We start from the raw sequence: 16,074 nt of genomic DNA, 5'->3' as shown, positions 1-16,074 counted from the left end.
GCTTTAAAAAAATGAAATACCTTCTTATTATCTAGTTTTGAAGGAATGAAAATTTCTTCTTGCATTTTCTCAAAAAGACGTTATAATAATATATGTCTTGAAAAAATGTAAACATTGTTTGGTGACGATAGCGAAGAGGTCACACCCGTTCCCATTCCGAACACGGCAGTTAAGCTCTTCAGCGCCGATGGTAGTTGGGGGTTTCCCCCTGTGAGAGTAGGACGTCGCCAAGCAGGTTTTATATGGAGGATTAGCTCAGCTGGGAGAGCATCTGCCTTACAAGCAGAGGGTCGGCGGTTCGATCCCGTCATCCTCCACCATTTTTACACCTGCCGGTGTAGCTCAACTGGTAGAGCAACTGACTTGTAATCAGTAGGTTGGGGGTTCAAGTCCTCTTGCCGGCACCATTTAAATTTAGTACAAGCACGAGCCATTAGCTCAGTTGGTAGAGCATCTGACTTTTAATCAGAGGGTCGAAGGTTCGAATCCTTCATGGCTCACCATTTTATATGCGGGTGTGGCGGAATTGGCAGACGCACCAGACTTAGGATCTGGCGCCGCAAGGCGTGGGGGTTCAAGTCCCTTCACCCGCATCTTTCATGCGGAAGTAGTTCAGTGGTAGAATACAACCTTGCCAAGGTTGGGGTCGCGGGTTCGAATCCCGTCTTCCGCTCCACTTTTCGTATGTGCCGGGGTGGCGGAACTGGCAGACGCACAGGACTTAAAATCCTGCGGTAGGTGACTACCGTACCGGTTCGATTCCGGTCCTCGGCACCATCATAATATGCGCCCGTAGCTCAATTGGATAGAGCATCTGACTACGAATCAGAAGGTTGTAGGTTCGACTCCCGCCGGGCGCACCATGTTTTTATTGCGGGAAGTAGCTCAGCTTGGTAGAGCACTTGGTTTGGGACCAAGGGGTCGCAGGTTCGAATCCTGTCTTCCCGACCACGTGATTTTTAATGAATGGGGCCTTAGCTCAGCTGGGAGAGCGCCTGCCTTGCACGCAGGAGGTCAGCGGTTCGATCCCGCTAGGCTCCACCATTTTTCAATCAGATACTTATATTATATTGGCGGTGTAGCTCAGCTGGCTAGAGCGTACGGTTCATACCCGTGAGGTCGGGGGTTCGATCCCCTCCGCCGCTACCAATAAATATAAGGACCTTTAGCTCAGCTGGTTAGAGCAGACGGCTCATAACCGTCCGGTCGTAGGTTCGAGTCCTACAAGGTCCACCATATTCATTTTTTTAAAAGCCGTGGAGGTATACCCAAGTTCGGCTGAAGGGATCGGTCTTGAAAACCGACAGGGGAGTCAAATCCCGCGGGGGTTCGAATCCCTCTACCTCCTCCATTTTTTTAAAAGCAGCAAGTTGTTTTGAAACCAGCCTTACATAAAGGAAGCGGACGAAACAATATACACGAAAACTTGATGCGAATCGTTTCATTATTACCGTCGCGGGGTGGAGCAGTCCGGTAGCTCGTCGGGCTCATAACCCGAAGGTCGCAGGTTCAAATCCTGTCCCCGCAATTATTAGGTCCCGTGGTGTAGCGGTTAACATGCCTGCCTGTCACGCAGGAGATCGCGGGTTCGATTCCCGTCGGGACCGCCATTCTTTAAATTTAATACATAGTGGCTCAGTAGCTCAGTCGGTAGAGCAAAGGACTGAAAATCCTTGTGTCGGCGGTTCGATTCCGTCCTGAGCCACCATATTTTAAAAAATTACGGCGATTGTGGCGAAGTGGTTAACGCACCTGATTGTGGTTCAGGCATTCGTGGGTTCGATTCCCATCAGTCGCCCCATTTCGCGGGTGTAGTTTAGTGGTAAAACCTCAGCCTTCCAAGCTGATGATGAGGGTTCGATTCCCTTCACCCGCTCCAAATATGGGCCTATAGCTCAGCTGGTTAGAGCGCACGCCTGATAAGCGTGAGGTCGATGGTTCGAGTCCATTTAGGCCCACCATATTCATATTGTTCCGCAGTAGCTCAGTGGTAGAGCATTCGGCTGTTAACCGAACGGTCGTAGGTTCGAGTCCTACCTGCGGAGCCATGGGGAAGTACTCAAGAGGCTGAAGAGGCGCCCCTGCTAAGGGTGTAGGTCGCGCGAGCGGCGCGAGGGTTCAAATCCCTCCTTCTCCGCCAGTTGGCCCGTTGGTCAAGCGGTTAAGACACCGCCCTTTCACGGCGGTAACACGGGTTCGAATCCCGTACGGGTCATAACAAAAAGGGAAGCATACATTCATGTATGCTTCTTTTTTTCATTTCTTTTCATTGATATAACTATCTTTTTGCTTATAGGGAATGTCTCCAAGATTGGATTCTATATTTTCTTCTTCCAGTGTATCTTCATATTCCTTTTGCTTTTTGCTCGGTATATCCACTCTATTTTTTCCTTCGATATCATTTGCGGCAAATCCTTCATACTCTTCAGGAAATCCGTTCGTTTCATCCTCGGTTTTATAAAGATCATTATAATTGCCATGATCGCCGGTATAATCAGATGGCGTTTCGGATGTACCGAATTTGGCAACTTCACCAAAGCTATCTTCTTTATCCATAATTTCAATTCCATGACGATTTTCAAAATGATCACCCTTGGATGGAATCAGTATATCCTCTTCCGCAGGTCGGTCTTGTGAAAGTGGCCGTTCTGGGGCATGCTCGACACAGTAGAGGGTGTTTGGAATCGCTTCAAGCCTCTCGATGGGGATTTCCATATTGCATGTTTTACAACGGCCATACGAACCTTCTTCTATGGCTTTCAAAGCTTCATCGATTTTCTCCATTTCGGATTGTGCATGCTCATCGAGTGCTTGATTCCTTTCCATCTCGAACAATTCGGTTCCTAGGTCAGCAGGATGATTATCATAGGATGATAATTCCCCTACGGATTCCGTCTGGCTTTTATCCAGAATGGATTGTTCATCATTTTGAATTCTATTGCTTAGCTCATTTTTTTCTTGAAGCAGTTCATTTTTGAATTTTTGCGTTTGTTGTTTCGTTGCCATATACGATTCACTCCTTCTAAAGTCCAAATCTCATTTTTTATTGGTAAGATGGTTGTATTATGTATTATCTATTACCCAAATCGGAGAATAGGAAAACAATATGGAACGGATGATAGAAAAAAGGACTGAGCGGATGAGCTCAGTCCTTGGAGATTATATAAGATAGCTGATGAATAATCCAATGGCCATGAGTAAGCCAAAGAAGGTGTTCGTTTGGGCCGTGGCTTTCATTGCTGGCACCATCGTGATCGGCTGCGTTTTACCTACGAAGCCTTTGATTGCGGACATGGCTTTCGGGATGCTTAGGAAGGCAAGGAGAATCCACGCCGTTACGCTTCCGATAAGGACTAGTCCAACAAGCCATAGATAAGAGAAAGCGAACATGATTGCCATGAATGTCAGGGCGTTTTTCCTGCCCATCACCACTGGCATCGTTTTTCGGCCATGCGCCTTATCCCCATCATGGTCACGTAAGTTATTGGATAAGTTGATCAACCCGACCAATATTCCACTTGGAATGGCAATTAAGATGGCTGTTGAAGAAACAAAACCGGTTTGAATGAAAAAGGCGATCAGGATTATCAAAAAGCCCATGAACAATCCAGAAAAAAGTTCCCCGAATGGTGTATATGAAATGGGCAGGGGACCGCCTGTATAAAGATAGCCGACAAGCATGCAAACCAGTCCTACTGCAGCAAGCCACCAAGATGATGCGGCACAGATATAGATGCCAAGTAACAAGGCGATGGCATACATGCCAAGGGCCAAGGTCATGATTAGTTTGGGGGTCATCCCATGACGGACGATCCCGCCGCCAATGCCTACGGATTCCTCTGTATCCAAGCCTCTCTTGAAATCATAGTATTCATTGAATAAATTGGTTGCAGCTTGAATCAGGATACTTGCAATCATCATGGCAGCGAATAGTAACCAATTCACTCCATCTTCCAAAAGTGCAATCACAGTTCCTAGTAAAACTGGGACAAAAGCTGCGGTTAGTGTATGTGGACGAATTAACTCCCACCAAATCTTCCAGGTCCGTTTAAGGGGAAGTCCGTCGTATTCTGTTTGCATTATTTCTCTCCTCAAAATCATTATTGGTTCTCTCGAAATTATAACAAATATTGAAATGTTGCACAAAAGGTTATCCTAATAAATGCAGGAAAAGTGGGTAAGGGTGATAATGGGAATTCATTTGATAGTACATTTCCAAAATTAAGGATATTTATCTACATTCGCTAAGATTCATATAATAAGGAAAAAAGCAGGAAAGAATCGGTCGGTAAAGGGGCGTTTTATTGACATGAGGTTGAAGTGAGGTGTATCTTTAAATAGGTTAAAAAGCTTTTAAAATGTACATTTGGGGGGATTTTTTTGGCTATCTCAGAGGAAACTGAACAGTTTCAGGGACTGGCTTCAGCTATACAAAAGGCGAAGGACTTGAATGATCAAGTTCTATTCAGTCATATTAAGAAAGTTAATTGCAACAACCCCCTTTCATTTTATCAAGCTGGAAGAGAACGGTACGCGGGTGAACGCTTTTTCTGGGAGGACCCTGCAAAGGAAATAACCATCACCGGTTTAGGCAATGTTAAGAAACTCAAAGCGGCATCGAATGCCGAACGTTATAGAGAAGTCGAAAAGAGCTGGATCAAACTGCAGAATACTGCTGTCAAAACAGGGGTGACCGATTTAGAAGCGACAGGTCCTTTACTGTTTGGGGGCTTTTCTTTTGATTATGAAACTGACAGTACGCTCCTTTGGAATCAGTTCGGGGACAACCTGTTTTATATACCTGCCTTCATGCTGTCAATAGTGGGGAAACAAGCTTACTTAACGACAAACTTACTTTGTTCGCCTGATGATTCAGAAAAACTCTTCATAGATATGATAAATGAACGGGAAGCTTTCCTTTTCGAAAGCTTGGATGGCAATGTATTGGGGGCAAATCCCCTGGTTATGCAGAGGGAAGTCGAACCTGAGGAATGGAAGCGGACGGTCGCAGAGGCCGTTCAGGAAATCAAGACGACAGATCTCGACAAGATCGTTTTGGCAAGGGAGCTTCGACTTGTTTTTGAACGTTCCATCGATTCAGGGAAAGTGCTTGAACAATTGATTGCTGAGCAGCCATTAAGCTATATTTTCAGTTTGGAGGCTGGTGGTGATTGTTTTGTCGGTGCCACCCCTGAACGTTTAATTAAGAAACAGGGAAATGAAGTTTTTTCTACCTGTCTTGCTGGATCGATGGGGCGAGGGAAAGATGAGCAAGAAGATGTTCGTCTTGGTGAAGAATTGCTTCATGACCAAAAGAATTTACAAGAGCATCAATATGTCGTGTCGATGATATCCAATGCTTTTGATTCTGTATGCGAAAAGGTGATGGTTCCGGCCGAACCGACACTTATGAAAAACCGTCATATCCAGCATTTATACACACCTGTCCGCGGTCTATCAAAGGAAGGTGTCACGATTTTTGAATTCGTCGAGAACCTCCATCCTACACCTGCTATGGGCGGACTTCCAAAAGATAAGGCCGTTGTCCGAATTCGGGAAATGGAAGGTCTGGAACGCGGCTTTTATGCAGGTCCTTTAGGCTGGGTGGATACGTATGGAAACGGGGAATTCGCTGTAGGAATACGTTCTGCCCTAATACAGAACAATGAGGCATCGCTCTTTGCCGGATGCGGAGTAGTGGAAGATTCGACTCCCGAAAGTGAATTCCGGGAAACGGGGATTAAATTCAATCCGATGTTAAGTGCTTTAGGAGGAAATCTTAATGAATGACCGAGATGCATTGACAGCTTATGCTGCTTCATTCGTCGATGAGCTGGCACAAAATGAGGTGAGGCATGTGGTGGTGAGCCCAGGTTCACGATCCACGCCCCTAGCTTTACTGCTAGTGGAACATCCTGATATCGAAATTCATATTAATGTGGATGAGCGTTCGGCTGCTTTTTTTGCCCTTGGTTTGGCTAAGGCCTTAAAAGAACCTGTCGGACTTCTTTGTACGTCCGGTACAGCAGCTGCAAACTATTACCCAGCCGTCATTGAGGCTTTCTATTCAAGAGTGCCGCTTATTGTACTTACCGCTGACCGCCCGCATGAATTGCGTGATGTCGGAGCCCCGCAGGCGATCGATCAGATACATCTTTATGGGAGACATGTAAAATGGTTTGTCGAAATGGCACTTCCTGAAAGCACGGATGGGATGATGCGGTATGCCAGAACGGTCGGTGCAAGGGCAGTGGCTACAGCGGCAACTGAACCTGCAGGGCCTGTACATTTGAATTTCCCGCTTCGTGAACCATTGATTCCGGACCTGGAGCAAGCAAAGGAGTACAGGCAAAATAAAATGACGCCTGCAGTTTTGATTGACAGTGGAGAACGGTCACTGTCCTCATCACAAATAGACGCTGTTGCAACTACATTGTCACAAGCTAAGCAAGGTATGATTGTATGTGGCGAATTACCGCATCCAGAGATGAAGGAAGCCATCGTCGCATTAGCTGAAAAACTTGCTTTTCCGGTACTGGCTGATCCTCTTTCACAGTTAAGGAGCGGAAGTCACAACAAAGCCGTCATAATTGATGCGTACGATACGTTTCTACGCGATGAAGCGGCAAAGGCGGCTTTCAGGCCGGAAGTGATCTTGCGTTTCGGGGCAATGCCTGTTTCTAAACCCTTATTGTTATTCATGAAAAAACAAAAACAGGCAATCACTTTGGTCGTCGATGGCGGAGCAGGCTGGCGCGAACCAGCCGGATTGGCAACGAATATGATTTACAGCGAAGAGAAAGATTTTTGTCAGCGGATTGCTGATAAAATTACTTCTTCCCCTGATGATGAATGGCTGGGCTTATGGCAAACCGTCAACGGAGCGACAAAGGATGCCTTAGCCTCCGTCAGGGATGAAGCGGAGTTAAGTGAAGGCAAGCTGTTCGCCCTGCTTGCTGATATGATGCCATTGGAATCCACGCTGTTTGTCGGGAATAGTATGCCCATACGTGATCTGGATACTTTCTTTTTGAACAATGGAAAAGGAATCAAGACCATAGCAAATCGCGGGGCGAATGGCATCGATGGTGTCGTTTCCACTGCGCTTGGCGTAAGCACGGTATCGAAAAATACTGTGCTGGCAATCGGGGATTTAAGCTTTTTCCATGATATGAATGGCTTGCTTGCGGCAAAACTTCAAAAACAAAATATCACGATATTGCTGGTTAATAATGATGGCGGCGGCATTTTCTCCTTCTTGCCGCAGGCGAATGAGAGGGAACATTTCGAAACGCTATTCGGCACGCCTCATGGGCTTGATTTTTCTCATACTGCCCAGCTTTATGGCGGTAAATACAACAAGGTGCAAAGTTGGGATGAGTTAGAGAAGGTATTTACAGAGTCATTCGAAATTCAAGGTCTGAAAATCATCGAAGTACCGACAGAAAGAGAGTCCAATTTACAAAAGCATCGAAATTTGTGGAGTTTTGTTTCCCAGGAAATAAAAATGGTGTTAGACAGGGAAATATCATGAATATTGTCAGCAAGGATGTCAATTATGCTGTTGAAATAACGGGAAATGGAGATCCTCTTGTACTTTTGCATGGATTTACGGGAAATCGGGATACATGGAAATTCCTCATTCCGCTACTGAGTGACAGGTATACCATGATAATGGTCGATATCATCGGTCATGGCATGTCTGCGTCACCAGCCGATCATCGAAGGTATGAGATGGAGCGTGTGGCTGAGGATATTAAGTATATTTTGGATGTGTTACATTTCCCAAAGGCCCATATCCTTGGATACTCAATGGGCGGAAGGCTCGGATTGGGATTTGCCTGTTTGTATCCTGAGTATGTTGATACATTGATTTTGGAGAGCGCTTCACCAGGCCTTTTAACAGAAGGGGAACGGGAAATCCGAAGGGGAAATGATAAGAAGCTTGCCGAACGGATTCTTGAAAATGGCATGGAAGCGTTTGTGGATCAATGGGAAAACATCCCGTTGTTTGAAAGTCAAAAACGGTTGTCGGCCAAAACCAGGTCGTCCATTCGGGAGCAGCGGTTGGCAAATGACCTTTCCGGCCTTTCCAATAGCCTTCTTGGTATGGGGACCGGCAGCCAGGATTCATACTGGGAACAACTGCAAACCCTTGATTTCCCTGTGCTCCTTGTAACCGGTGAACTTGACCGGAAGTTTTGTGAAATTGCGGACTCGATGAAAAAAAGGCTGAAGCGCGCCGAATGGAAAATAATAAATGATGCGGGACATGCGATTCATGTGGAAGTTGGAGAAAAGTTTGGTAAAATAATAAGTGAGTTTTTAAAGCGAAAGAAGGAGGAATTAAGATGACGATACAATGGGAAACAATACGTGAGTATGATGAGATTTTGTATGAAAAATATAATGGGATTGCGAAAGTGTCCATCAACCGACCACATGTACATAATGCATTCACGCCAAAAACGACTGCTGAAATGATTGATGCATTCGCAAGGGCTCGTGATGATTCCAGCATTGGTGTCATTATTTTAACAGGTGTAGGCGGCAAAGCATTCTGTTCAGGCGGAGACCAAAAAGTACGCGGAAATGGCGGATATGTGGGTGAAGATAACATTCCGCGTCTAAATGTTCTTGATTTGCAACGCTTGATTCGCGTAATTCCAAAACCAGTCGTAGCCATGGTTGCAGGATATGCAATTGGTGGCGGTAATGTCTTGAACGTGGTATGTGACTTGACGATTGCTGCTGACAATGCAATTTTCGGACAAACTGGACCGAATGTGGGAAGCTTTGATGCTGGTTATGGTTCTGGCTACCTTGCACGTATCGTGGGTCATAAAAAGGCGCGTGAAATCTGGTACCTATGCCGTCAATACAATGCACAAGAAGCATTGGATATGGGATTGGTCAACACGGTTGTACCATTAGACCAATTAGAAGCGGAAACGGTTAAATGGTGTGAAGAAATGCTTGAGAAGAGCCCGACTGCACTTCGTTTCTTAAAAGCGGCAATGAACGCTGATACTGATGGCCTTGCAGGTCTTCAACAATTGGCTGGTGACGCTACACTTTTATACTATACAACAGAAGAAGCAAAAGAAGGCCGCGATGCATTCAAAGAAAAACGCACTCCGGACTTTGGGCAATTCCCTCGTTTCCCTTAATGAAACGCGTGAATCGATGAGACTGACAGCTTGGCGGAAAATCGCCGGGCTGTTTTCTATATCAAAATGGAAGAGGGTAAGCAGCGATGGCAGAAGAAAAGTTGCCGAACTGGCTGAAAAATCGGGCGCATCTTTCACCGGATCGCCCGGCAATTGAGTTTGAAGGTCATACTTATAGCTTTCTCGAACTGCATACATTATCGAAGAGGATGGCTGGTAAGCTGGCAAGCATTGGACTGGGCGCTGGCGATTCATGCGCGGTTTTGCTCCGTAACCATATTGATGGTGTTGTCGTTATCCATGCACTATTTTATCTCGGTGTGAAGATTGTGATGCTGAATAATAAGCTAACGGCAAAAGAGCTGTCCTGGCAGATCGAGGATAGTGGAACTGCCTATCTGATTTCAGAAGGATCCTTCTCCGGCAAACTCTCTGATATTGGTGAGATTCTCCCGGATTTGAACCTTAATTTAATGGAAGAATTGCCGGATGACGGCACGGCAGAGATACTTCAAGAGTTTTACCTTGAGGATACTGCTACGATCATGTATACATCAGGTACGACGGGAAATCCAAAAGGCGTGATCCAAACATTCGGAAACCATTGGTGGAGTGCCGTCGGATCGGTTCTGAACCTTGGATTGCATGAGGAGGATTCTTGGTATTGTGCGGTTCCTATCTTTCATATTAGCGGCTTATCCATCCTGATGAAAAATGTGATTTATGGCATGAAGGTCGTTTTGGCGGAACGGTTCGATGAACGGGAAACAAACCGATGCATTCAGGAAAATGGCGTGACGATCATTTCGGTCGTGACGGCGATGCTGAATAGGATGGTGCAGGATTTGAAGGGAACAGGATATCCAAAAACCTTTCGCTGTATCCTGTTGGGCGGCGGCCCAGCACCCGTTCATTTACTTGAAGCATGTAAAGAGAAAGGGATTCCCGTCTATCAATCATATGGGATGACCGAAACGGCTTCACAGATTGTGACGCTGGCACCGGAGTATAGCATGACAAAAATCGGATCAGCTGGAAAGCCTTTGTTTCCTTCGCAGTTACGGATAGAGAAAGACGGCACTATGTGTGAACCGGGTGCAGTGGGTGAAATCGTGGTTTCAGGTCCAAATGTGACAAAAGGCTATTTTAATCGGATGGACGCTACACAGCAGGCCATTACCGATGGATGGCTTTATACTGGGGACCTTGGTTATCTCGATGAGGAAGGCTTTTTATATGTGCTTGACCGACGCTCGGATTTAATCATCTCCGGCGGTGAAAATGTCTATCCGGCCGAAATTGAAAATGTCCTTAGTAAGCACCCTGATGTTTTCGAAGCGGGAGTGACGGGGACTGACGATGAAAAATGGGGACAGGTTCCACTCGCTTTTGTCGTCTTGCATCAAGGTGCAGAGCTTGATGAGAGCGAACTGCTGGAATATTGCAGGGAGTATTTGGCATCCTATAAAATTCCCCGGAACGTTATTTTTTGCAAGGAGCTTCCGCGGAATGGTGCAAGCAAGCTTCTGAGACGCGAACTGAGGAAGGGAATGGGGGAATGGCAATGAAGTTATCCTCCATTTCCCTAAAGCTGATTAAGGCCCCTTTAAAGCGGCCATTCAAGACGCATCTCGAAACGGTAAGCGACCGGGAAGTGATCATTGTCGAAGCCGTGGATGAAGACGGATTGATTGGATACGGGGAAGCTGTCCCTTTTACAAGTCCTTGGTATACCGAGGAAACGATCAAAACATGCTTTCATATGTTGGATGACTTCTTAATCCCGCTGACATTGGCCAGTCAGATCAGTCATCCTGAGGAGCTGCCGGGATTATGGAGCGGAATCAGACGGAATGCAATGGCGAAGTCAGCTTTAGAGCAGGCAATCTTCGATTTATATGCGAAGCAGAAAGGAGTTTACCTCGGAAGGCTGTTTGGCGGCGAACGAAGTGAAGTGGCCGCTGGTGTTGTCGTTGCATCCAATGATATAGAAGATGCGATGCGCCAAATCGAGGATTTTTCCGGATCTGGTTATCAGCGTTATAAAATTAAAATCAATCCTCAAAATGATCTGGAGTTTTTAGCGGAAATACGTCGGGCCTATCCCGATATCCCGCTAATGGCAGATGCCAATTCAGCTTACACTCTTGATGACATCCCACATCTTCAGAAGCTTGATGTGTTTAAGCTGATGATGATTGAGCAGCCGCTGGGACATGACGACATTGTGGAACATTCATTTTTGCAGAAACAGCTGCAGACACCCATTTGCCTTGATGAAAGCATAAATTCATTTCATGATGCCAAAAGCGCGCTGTCGCTCCAAAGCTGTGGGGTGATCAACATTAAGATGGCTAAAGTCGGCGGCTGGATGGAAGCTGTAAGAATCCATGATCTATGCCTGGGAAATGGTGTGCCCGTTTGGTGCGGCGGTATGATTGAATTTGGCATTTCACGTGCTCATAATATTGCACTTGCCACATTAAAAGGGTTCACGATTCCCGGGGATATATCATCATCATCCCGTTATTGGGATGATGATATAATCGATCCTGAAGTCATTGTCGAAAATGGCATGATCCAAGTACCTGATAAAGCTGGAATCGGTTTTGCCATCAATGAAAAGCGGCTAAAGGAATTGACTACATATGGTAAACAGTACAAGTGAAAACATCAAAAGAGGTGCAATACCACCTCTTTTGATCAAATATTGATCCTATCTCCTTTTGCCCCCACGGTCTATGTAACTCACTCATTTAGTTTTTTTTGGACGGAACCCCCACCCTTTTGGAAAATGATTTTAATAGGATAAAAAACAAATATCAGTTTGTCGACACTAGGAGATTCGATTGGTCTGCCCCCTTCATGGTTTACTTTTTTAACCCTTCATTGAATTGGAGAAATTTGCGACACTCCTGCCGAATAACTAGCTAGCCGAGACCACGCAGGCGCTTCCTTTGATGCGGCTTGGCAGACAGTTGGCGGAAAGGGAACGGATTTCTGAAATCAACCTGGAACTTTTTTTAATTCGTCTAAATATTTCAGAAAATTCATTTAAATGGGCGGGTAAATCATATTTTTTTTAGGAAATTGGGGCTTTGTCTATTTTTTCTTTATTGGATTATTTTGTATAATGAAATTAAAAGAATGGCAACCAAGGGAAAGGGAGGGGAGAGTGTATGAAGAAAAAGCCGTACCTTATTGCGGAAATTCTACTAAGAAGAGGCATGCCGGACTATATCATTAAAGAAGTGACGGCATTGGAAGAATGCGAGCTGTTTCTTTTGAAGAGAAAGTGGGGCCTATATGACCGGAAAACAGGTGCGTAAATGAATGGAAGTAAAAAGGGAACCGTTTCGGTTCTGACCGGTCCCCATGAGCTTTAAGGCTTTTTAAGCCGGTACCTATTGACTGGACGGCCTATGCTGCCATACTGTACGTCAAGCTGAAGGACTTCTTCGCCATGCAAGTATTCAAGATAGCGCCTTGCTGTAACTCTGGCGATTCCAATTCCATCAGCCACTTCTTCTGCGGATAGTGACCCAGGCTGGGTCTTTATGAACTTCGTCACTTGCTCAAGAGTCGCGCCATTCAATCCTTTGGGAACATCATATTTCGGGCTCGCTTCAGAAACTGTTTTATTTTGAAAGAGAATTCGGTCGAGCTGATTTTGAGAAATTTGATGGTCAGGTTCAACCTCCATCCGAAAAGCAAAGTATTGTTCCAGAGTATGTTTTAGCCTTTCGAATTTAAATGGCTTGATTAAATAGTCAAAAGCCCCGTTCTGTATCATTTTTCTAATCGTTTTCTGATCATTTGCCGCTGAAATGATGATGACATCCACATCAATTTGCTCTTTTCTGATTTGATAAAGTGTATCAACCCCGTTTAAAGATGGCATGAAGATGTCCAAAATGACAAGGTCGGGTTTAGACTGCCTGATTTTTTCCAGACCTTCAAGGCCATTGGAAGCTGTATCAACGACTTTAAAGGCAGGCAGGCGCTCGATGAACTGTTTGTTTACCTCTTGGACCATTGGGTCGTCTTCAATTAAAAGTACACGAATTTCGTTAGTCATTTTGGTTCTCCTCTATATCGTGCATCGGAAAAGAAAGAAAAAAGCTTGTTCCTTCGTTAGGGCGTGTCGTGAATTTCATTTCGCCGTTCGCTTTCTTTACAATTTGGTCTATTAGATAAAGACCAATTCCTGATCCTTCCGCACCTTTTGTTGTAAAACCATACTCGAATATATCATTATGAATGTCTTCAGGAATGCCGGGTCCATTATCCTCAAGCACGATTTGACAATGACGTTCATCCTGGTAGATGGATAGATAAACCTGTTTTGTTTCCTCTGAACAATGCTTTAGCGCTGCGAATGAGTTTTCGATCAGGTTTCCAATTATCAAAACAAAATCGTGATGATCCAAATCAGCGGGGAAGCGGTCCAATTTCGTGTGCTTGTCCATGATGAGCTCGATTCCGAGTTCCCGTCCCAAGGAGATCTTACTTAATATCAGCCCCACTAAATTATCATCGTGAATGTGCTTCGTTAAAAACCTGGTCAATTCCTCCTGTTCTTCCGTGATCTGAAAAATGTAATGCAGCGCTTCGTCAAGATTACCTAGCTGGATCAATCCTGCTATCGTATGAAGTTTATTCATATGTTCATGGTTTTGAACACGCAGGGCTTCAACGAATGCTTTGACACTAGTCAACTCTTCAGCTAGCTTCGTCACATCGGTGCGATCCTGGAATATGGCCACGGCACCAATCGTTTTATCCGCAATCTTTATTGGTACCCGGTTGCTTACAATATTCCTGTTTTGAACGGAGATTTCCTGATTGAAGATGGGAGATGTCCGGTCGAGCACTTCCGGGAGACGGGTATCATGTATAATATCATTGATATTCTTACCAATGACCGCACCGTTAATATTGAATATTAGCTTAGCCTTTTCATTGAAAATCGTGATTGTCTGATTATTATCTATGGCGATGACCCCTTCATGCATGGCATTGAAAGCGGCTGTTCTTTCAACCAACATCCGTGAAATTTCATGTGGTTCAAGTTGGAAGGTCTCTTTTTTTATCCTTCTTGCCATGAGCCATGAGCCGCATACCCCGAATAGAAGTGTAAGGACCAGGATAATCGCTATTTCGCCTTTCAGGTCCTTGATTAATTCCGGTATCGTAGGCAAGATATTCCCAACCAGTACGACGCCGATTTGCTCTCTATCTCTATCAAGGATCGGGACAAAGGCGCGGACGGAAATGCCAAGTTCACCAGCAGCCTTTGAAAGGTATTCGTGTTCAGCGAAAGCAGCGCTTTCGTCGCTGCTGCCCGAGGGGGTTCCCAATTGACTGAACACTGGGTGTGAGTAGCGTATATGCTGATTGTTGAGCACAACAATATAATCAGCTTGATGGATTTTCCTTAAGTTTTCAATAATCGGATTGAGCTGCGTCCATCCTTCAGGCTCACGGACCAATTTTTGTACTTCAGGGAGTTCGGCAATGGTATGGGCAGTGATCATGGATCGTTTGCCGATTTCATCTTCCCTGACCGAAACGATATTTCCGAATATAAAAATCCCGCCTATTAGTATCGAAAAAGCGACGATTACGAATGATAGCAGGGTGATTTTAATTTGAATGGGCATATGAAAGGATTTATCCATTGTTTTTCCTCCATTACTTCTATACTTTATAGTAACAGAATTTCTATCACTTTTCGCTATTTTTCGCGCATTGTATTACGACAGTAAAAAGCTGTGATAGAATAGTGATAATGTGAAGTGAGCGGTGAGGAGTTGTCGGTATGCGTGCATTATGGGGGTACTTCTTATTAATTGGCTTGGGGCTGTTGATAGCAGTGTATATATCGTTTCAATCGTTCTTTACAAGCTTCGGTTTCAATTTGCCGAAGGATGAGGAGCAGGACGGGATGAAGGATCAAATCGTGATTAAGTTCAGTCATGTCGTTGCCGAAAATACACCTAAAGGGCTAGCCGCGAACCGATTTGCGAAACTAGTCGATGAATATACAGATCATCGTGTCAAAATTGAAGTTTATCCGAATCAGTCATTATATAGTGATCATGAAGAAATCGAAGCATTACAAGAAAACAAGGTGCAGATGATTGCTCCAACTACATCTAAAATTACGAGCATATCAAAGAAATGGATGCTATTGGACCTACCTTACGTCTTTCCAACGGACGCTGCCTTGCAGGAAGCTTTAAATGGGGAAGTGGGGGAAGAGCTGCTAAAGCAGCTGAATACCATCGATATCGAGGGACTCGCATTTTGGTCGAATAACTATAAGCAGATTACAAGCAATAAACCGATACGGCATCCAAGTGATTTTGCCGGAAAGAATTTTAGAATCATGCCAAGTGCAGTCCTAGAAAGCCAATTTAAGCATTTTGGGGCTACAACTTCTGAACTGGAGTTTAATGAAACGTTTAAAAGCCTTGAAATCAATGAAACGGACAGCCAGGAAAATACGATTTCTAATATCTATTCCAAGAAATTATATGAGGTGCAAAAATATTTAACGATCAGTGATCATGGATATTTAGGGTATGTAGTCATGATAAACAAGCCGTTTTGGAACAAACTCCCGTTGGATATTCAGCAGCAAATCCAACGAGCGATGGATGATACAACGAAATGGCTATGGATCAAATCAAATGAATTGAATCAGGAACAGCTTTCGGAAATTCAGCAAAAATCGAATATCGATATCTATACACTGTCAGATGAAGAAAAGAAAGAATGGATGGATGAGATGACCGTCATCTATCCGGAATTCGAATCAACGATTGGAACAGAATTGATGACGAAAATGGAAAAAATCCGTGAGAAGCATTTAAAGGAATAACTAAATGATGGAAAAAAA

The 16,074-nt window shown here is 44.7% G+C and carries 12 protein-coding genes, 21 tRNA genes and 1 rRNA gene; 30 read left to right on the top strand and 4 right to left on the bottom strand.

Translation table 11 applies throughout. The features are described from left to right. The first annotated feature begins 117 nt into the window (after positions 1-117). From rrf to NYE63_RS25555, 22 genes are all read left to right on the top strand, one after another. Positions 118-233: ribosomal RNA gene (rrf, locus tag NYE63_RS25660) — 5S ribosomal RNA — on the top strand. A gap of 11 nt (positions 234-244) precedes the next feature. Further along, a tRNA-Val gene (locus tag NYE63_RS25655) sits at positions 245-320 on the top strand. A gap of 11 nt (positions 321-331) precedes the next feature. Further along, a tRNA-Thr gene (locus NYE63_RS25650) sits at positions 332-407 on the top strand. A 20-nt stretch (positions 408-427) separates the two neighbouring features. Then, positions 428-503: transfer RNA gene (locus NYE63_RS25645), tRNA-Lys, on the top strand. Between the two features lie 8 nt (positions 504-511). Next, positions 512-593: transfer RNA gene (locus NYE63_RS25640), tRNA-Leu, on the top strand. Between the two features lie 8 nt (positions 594-601). Further along, positions 602-676 (top strand) — tRNA-Gly (locus NYE63_RS25635). A 12-nt stretch (positions 677-688) separates the two neighbouring features. Next, positions 689-777 (top strand) — tRNA-Leu (locus tag NYE63_RS25630). Positions 778-786: 9 nt separating this feature from the next. Beyond that, positions 787-863, top strand: a tRNA-Arg gene (locus NYE63_RS25625). 11 nt (positions 864-874) lie between these two features. After that, a tRNA-Pro gene (locus tag NYE63_RS25620) sits at positions 875-951 on the top strand. A gap of 17 nt (positions 952-968) precedes the next feature. Then, a tRNA-Ala gene (locus tag NYE63_RS25615) sits at positions 969-1,044 on the top strand. Positions 1,045-1,072: 28 nt separating this feature from the next. Continuing rightward, positions 1,073-1,149 (top strand) — tRNA-Met (locus NYE63_RS25610). A gap of 10 nt (positions 1,150-1,159) precedes the next feature. After that, a tRNA-Ile gene (locus NYE63_RS25605) sits at positions 1,160-1,236 on the top strand. 22 nt (positions 1,237-1,258) lie between these two features. Continuing rightward, positions 1,259-1,351: transfer RNA gene (locus NYE63_RS25600), tRNA-Ser, on the top strand. Between the two features lie 103 nt (positions 1,352-1,454). Then, a tRNA-Met gene (locus NYE63_RS25595) sits at positions 1,455-1,528 on the top strand. 6 nt (positions 1,529-1,534) lie between these two features. Then, a tRNA-Asp gene (locus NYE63_RS25590) sits at positions 1,535-1,610 on the top strand. 22 nt (positions 1,611-1,632) lie between these two features. Next, positions 1,633-1,708, top strand: a tRNA-Phe gene (locus tag NYE63_RS25585). A 17-nt stretch (positions 1,709-1,725) separates the two neighbouring features. Beyond that, positions 1,726-1,801, top strand: a tRNA-His gene (locus NYE63_RS25580). Between the two features lie 4 nt (positions 1,802-1,805). Then, positions 1,806-1,879: transfer RNA gene (locus NYE63_RS25575), tRNA-Gly, on the top strand. A 5-nt stretch (positions 1,880-1,884) separates the two neighbouring features. After that, a tRNA-Ile gene (locus NYE63_RS25570) sits at positions 1,885-1,961 on the top strand. Between the two features lie 12 nt (positions 1,962-1,973). Beyond that, positions 1,974-2,048 (top strand) — tRNA-Asn (locus tag NYE63_RS25565). Position 2,049: 1 nt separating this feature from the next. Next, positions 2,050-2,140: transfer RNA gene (locus NYE63_RS25560), tRNA-Ser, on the top strand. Positions 2,141-2,143: 3 nt separating this feature from the next. Further along, a tRNA-Glu gene (locus NYE63_RS25555) sits at positions 2,144-2,215 on the top strand. 41 nt (positions 2,216-2,256) lie between these two features. On the opposite strand, the gene NYE63_RS25550 is transcribed toward NYE63_RS25555, so the two are convergent. Together NYE63_RS25550 and NYE63_RS25545 are read right to left on the bottom strand one after the other, a co-directional pair. Continuing rightward, entirely contained in the window at positions 2,257-3,006 is a 750-nt protein-coding gene (locus NYE63_RS25550; RefSeq protein WP_342603290.1) for a TraR/DksA C4-type zinc finger protein, read from the bottom strand. Between the two features lie 153 nt (positions 3,007-3,159). Further along, positions 3,160-4,080, bottom strand: coding sequence for a 1,4-dihydroxy-2-naphthoate polyprenyltransferase (locus NYE63_RS25545; RefSeq protein WP_342603289.1), 921 nt, complete (start codon positions 4,078-4,080; stop codon positions 3,160-3,162). 300 nt (positions 4,081-4,380) lie between these two features. Here NYE63_RS25545 and NYE63_RS25540 point away from each other — a divergent pair, with 300 nt between their 5' ends. From NYE63_RS25540 to NYE63_RS25510, 7 genes are all read left to right on the top strand, one after another. Beyond that, positions 4,381-5,790, top strand: coding sequence for an isochorismate synthase (locus NYE63_RS25540; RefSeq protein WP_342603288.1), 1,410 nt, complete (start codon positions 4,381-4,383; stop codon positions 5,788-5,790). Further along, complete coding sequence (gene menD / locus NYE63_RS25535) at positions 5,783-7,534, top strand: 2-succinyl-5-enolpyruvyl-6-hydroxy-3-cyclohexene-1-carboxylic-acid synthase (protein ID WP_342603287.1); 1,752 nt, start codon at positions 5,783-5,785, stop codon at positions 7,532-7,534. Before NYE63_RS25540 ends, menD begins: the two co-directional genes overlap by 8 nt. Then, a complete protein-coding gene (menH, locus tag NYE63_RS25530) occupies positions 7,531-8,355 on the top strand; it encodes a 2-succinyl-6-hydroxy-2,4-cyclohexadiene-1-carboxylate synthase (protein ID WP_342603286.1) in 825 nt (274 codons plus the stop codon). Before menD ends, menH begins: the two co-directional genes overlap by 4 nt. Further along, positions 8,352-9,170 carry a 1,4-dihydroxy-2-naphthoyl-CoA synthase gene (menB, locus tag NYE63_RS25525; RefSeq protein WP_034310494.1) on the top strand — a complete coding sequence of 273 codons (819 nt, stop codon included), beginning with the start codon at positions 8,352-8,354 and terminating at the stop codon, positions 9,168-9,170. The genes menH and menB overlap by 4 nt, the downstream gene beginning before the upstream one ends. A gap of 86 nt (positions 9,171-9,256) precedes the next feature. After that, positions 9,257-10,738: an o-succinylbenzoate--CoA ligase gene (locus NYE63_RS25520; protein ID WP_342603285.1), complete on the top strand. Its 1,482-nt coding sequence runs from the start codon at positions 9,257-9,259 to the stop codon at positions 10,736-10,738. Further along, positions 10,735-11,838 carry an o-succinylbenzoate synthase gene (gene menC, locus NYE63_RS25515; RefSeq protein WP_342603284.1) on the top strand — a complete coding sequence of 368 codons (1,104 nt, stop codon included), beginning with the start codon at positions 10,735-10,737 and terminating at the stop codon, positions 11,836-11,838. Before NYE63_RS25520 ends, menC begins: the two co-directional genes overlap by 4 nt. 511 nt (positions 11,839-12,349) lie before the next feature. Continuing rightward, positions 12,350-12,499 carry a hypothetical protein gene (locus NYE63_RS25510; protein WP_342603283.1) on the top strand — a complete coding sequence of 50 codons (150 nt, stop codon included), beginning with the start codon at positions 12,350-12,352 and terminating at the stop codon, positions 12,497-12,499. 53 nt (positions 12,500-12,552) lie between these two features. On the opposite strand, the gene NYE63_RS25505 is transcribed toward NYE63_RS25510, so the two are convergent. Then, positions 12,553-13,248: a response regulator gene (locus NYE63_RS25505; protein ID WP_342603282.1), complete on the bottom strand. Its 696-nt coding sequence runs from the start codon at positions 13,246-13,248 to the stop codon at positions 12,553-12,555. Further along, positions 13,241-14,851, bottom strand: a complete 1,611-nt coding sequence (locus NYE63_RS25500) for a sensor histidine kinase (RefSeq protein ID WP_342603281.1) — start codon at positions 14,849-14,851, stop codon at positions 13,241-13,243. The genes NYE63_RS25505 and NYE63_RS25500 overlap by 8 nt, the downstream gene beginning before the upstream one ends. Positions 14,852-14,991: 140 nt before the next feature. Between NYE63_RS25500 and NYE63_RS25495 the strand changes: the two genes are divergently transcribed. Then, positions 14,992-16,056, top strand: coding sequence for a DctP family TRAP transporter solute-binding subunit (locus NYE63_RS25495; protein ID WP_342603280.1), 1,065 nt, complete (start codon positions 14,992-14,994; stop codon positions 16,054-16,056). Positions 16,057-16,074: the final 18 nt, after the last annotated feature.

It is taken from the genome of Peribacillus sp. FSL E2-0159, from assembly GCF_038643155.1.
GTDB classification, from domain to species: Bacteria; Bacillota; Bacilli; order Bacillales; family DSM-1321; genus Peribacillus; species Peribacillus simplex.
Note: the sequence above shows the minus strand (reverse complement) of the source record. Positions and strands in the feature narration are given on the sequence as shown.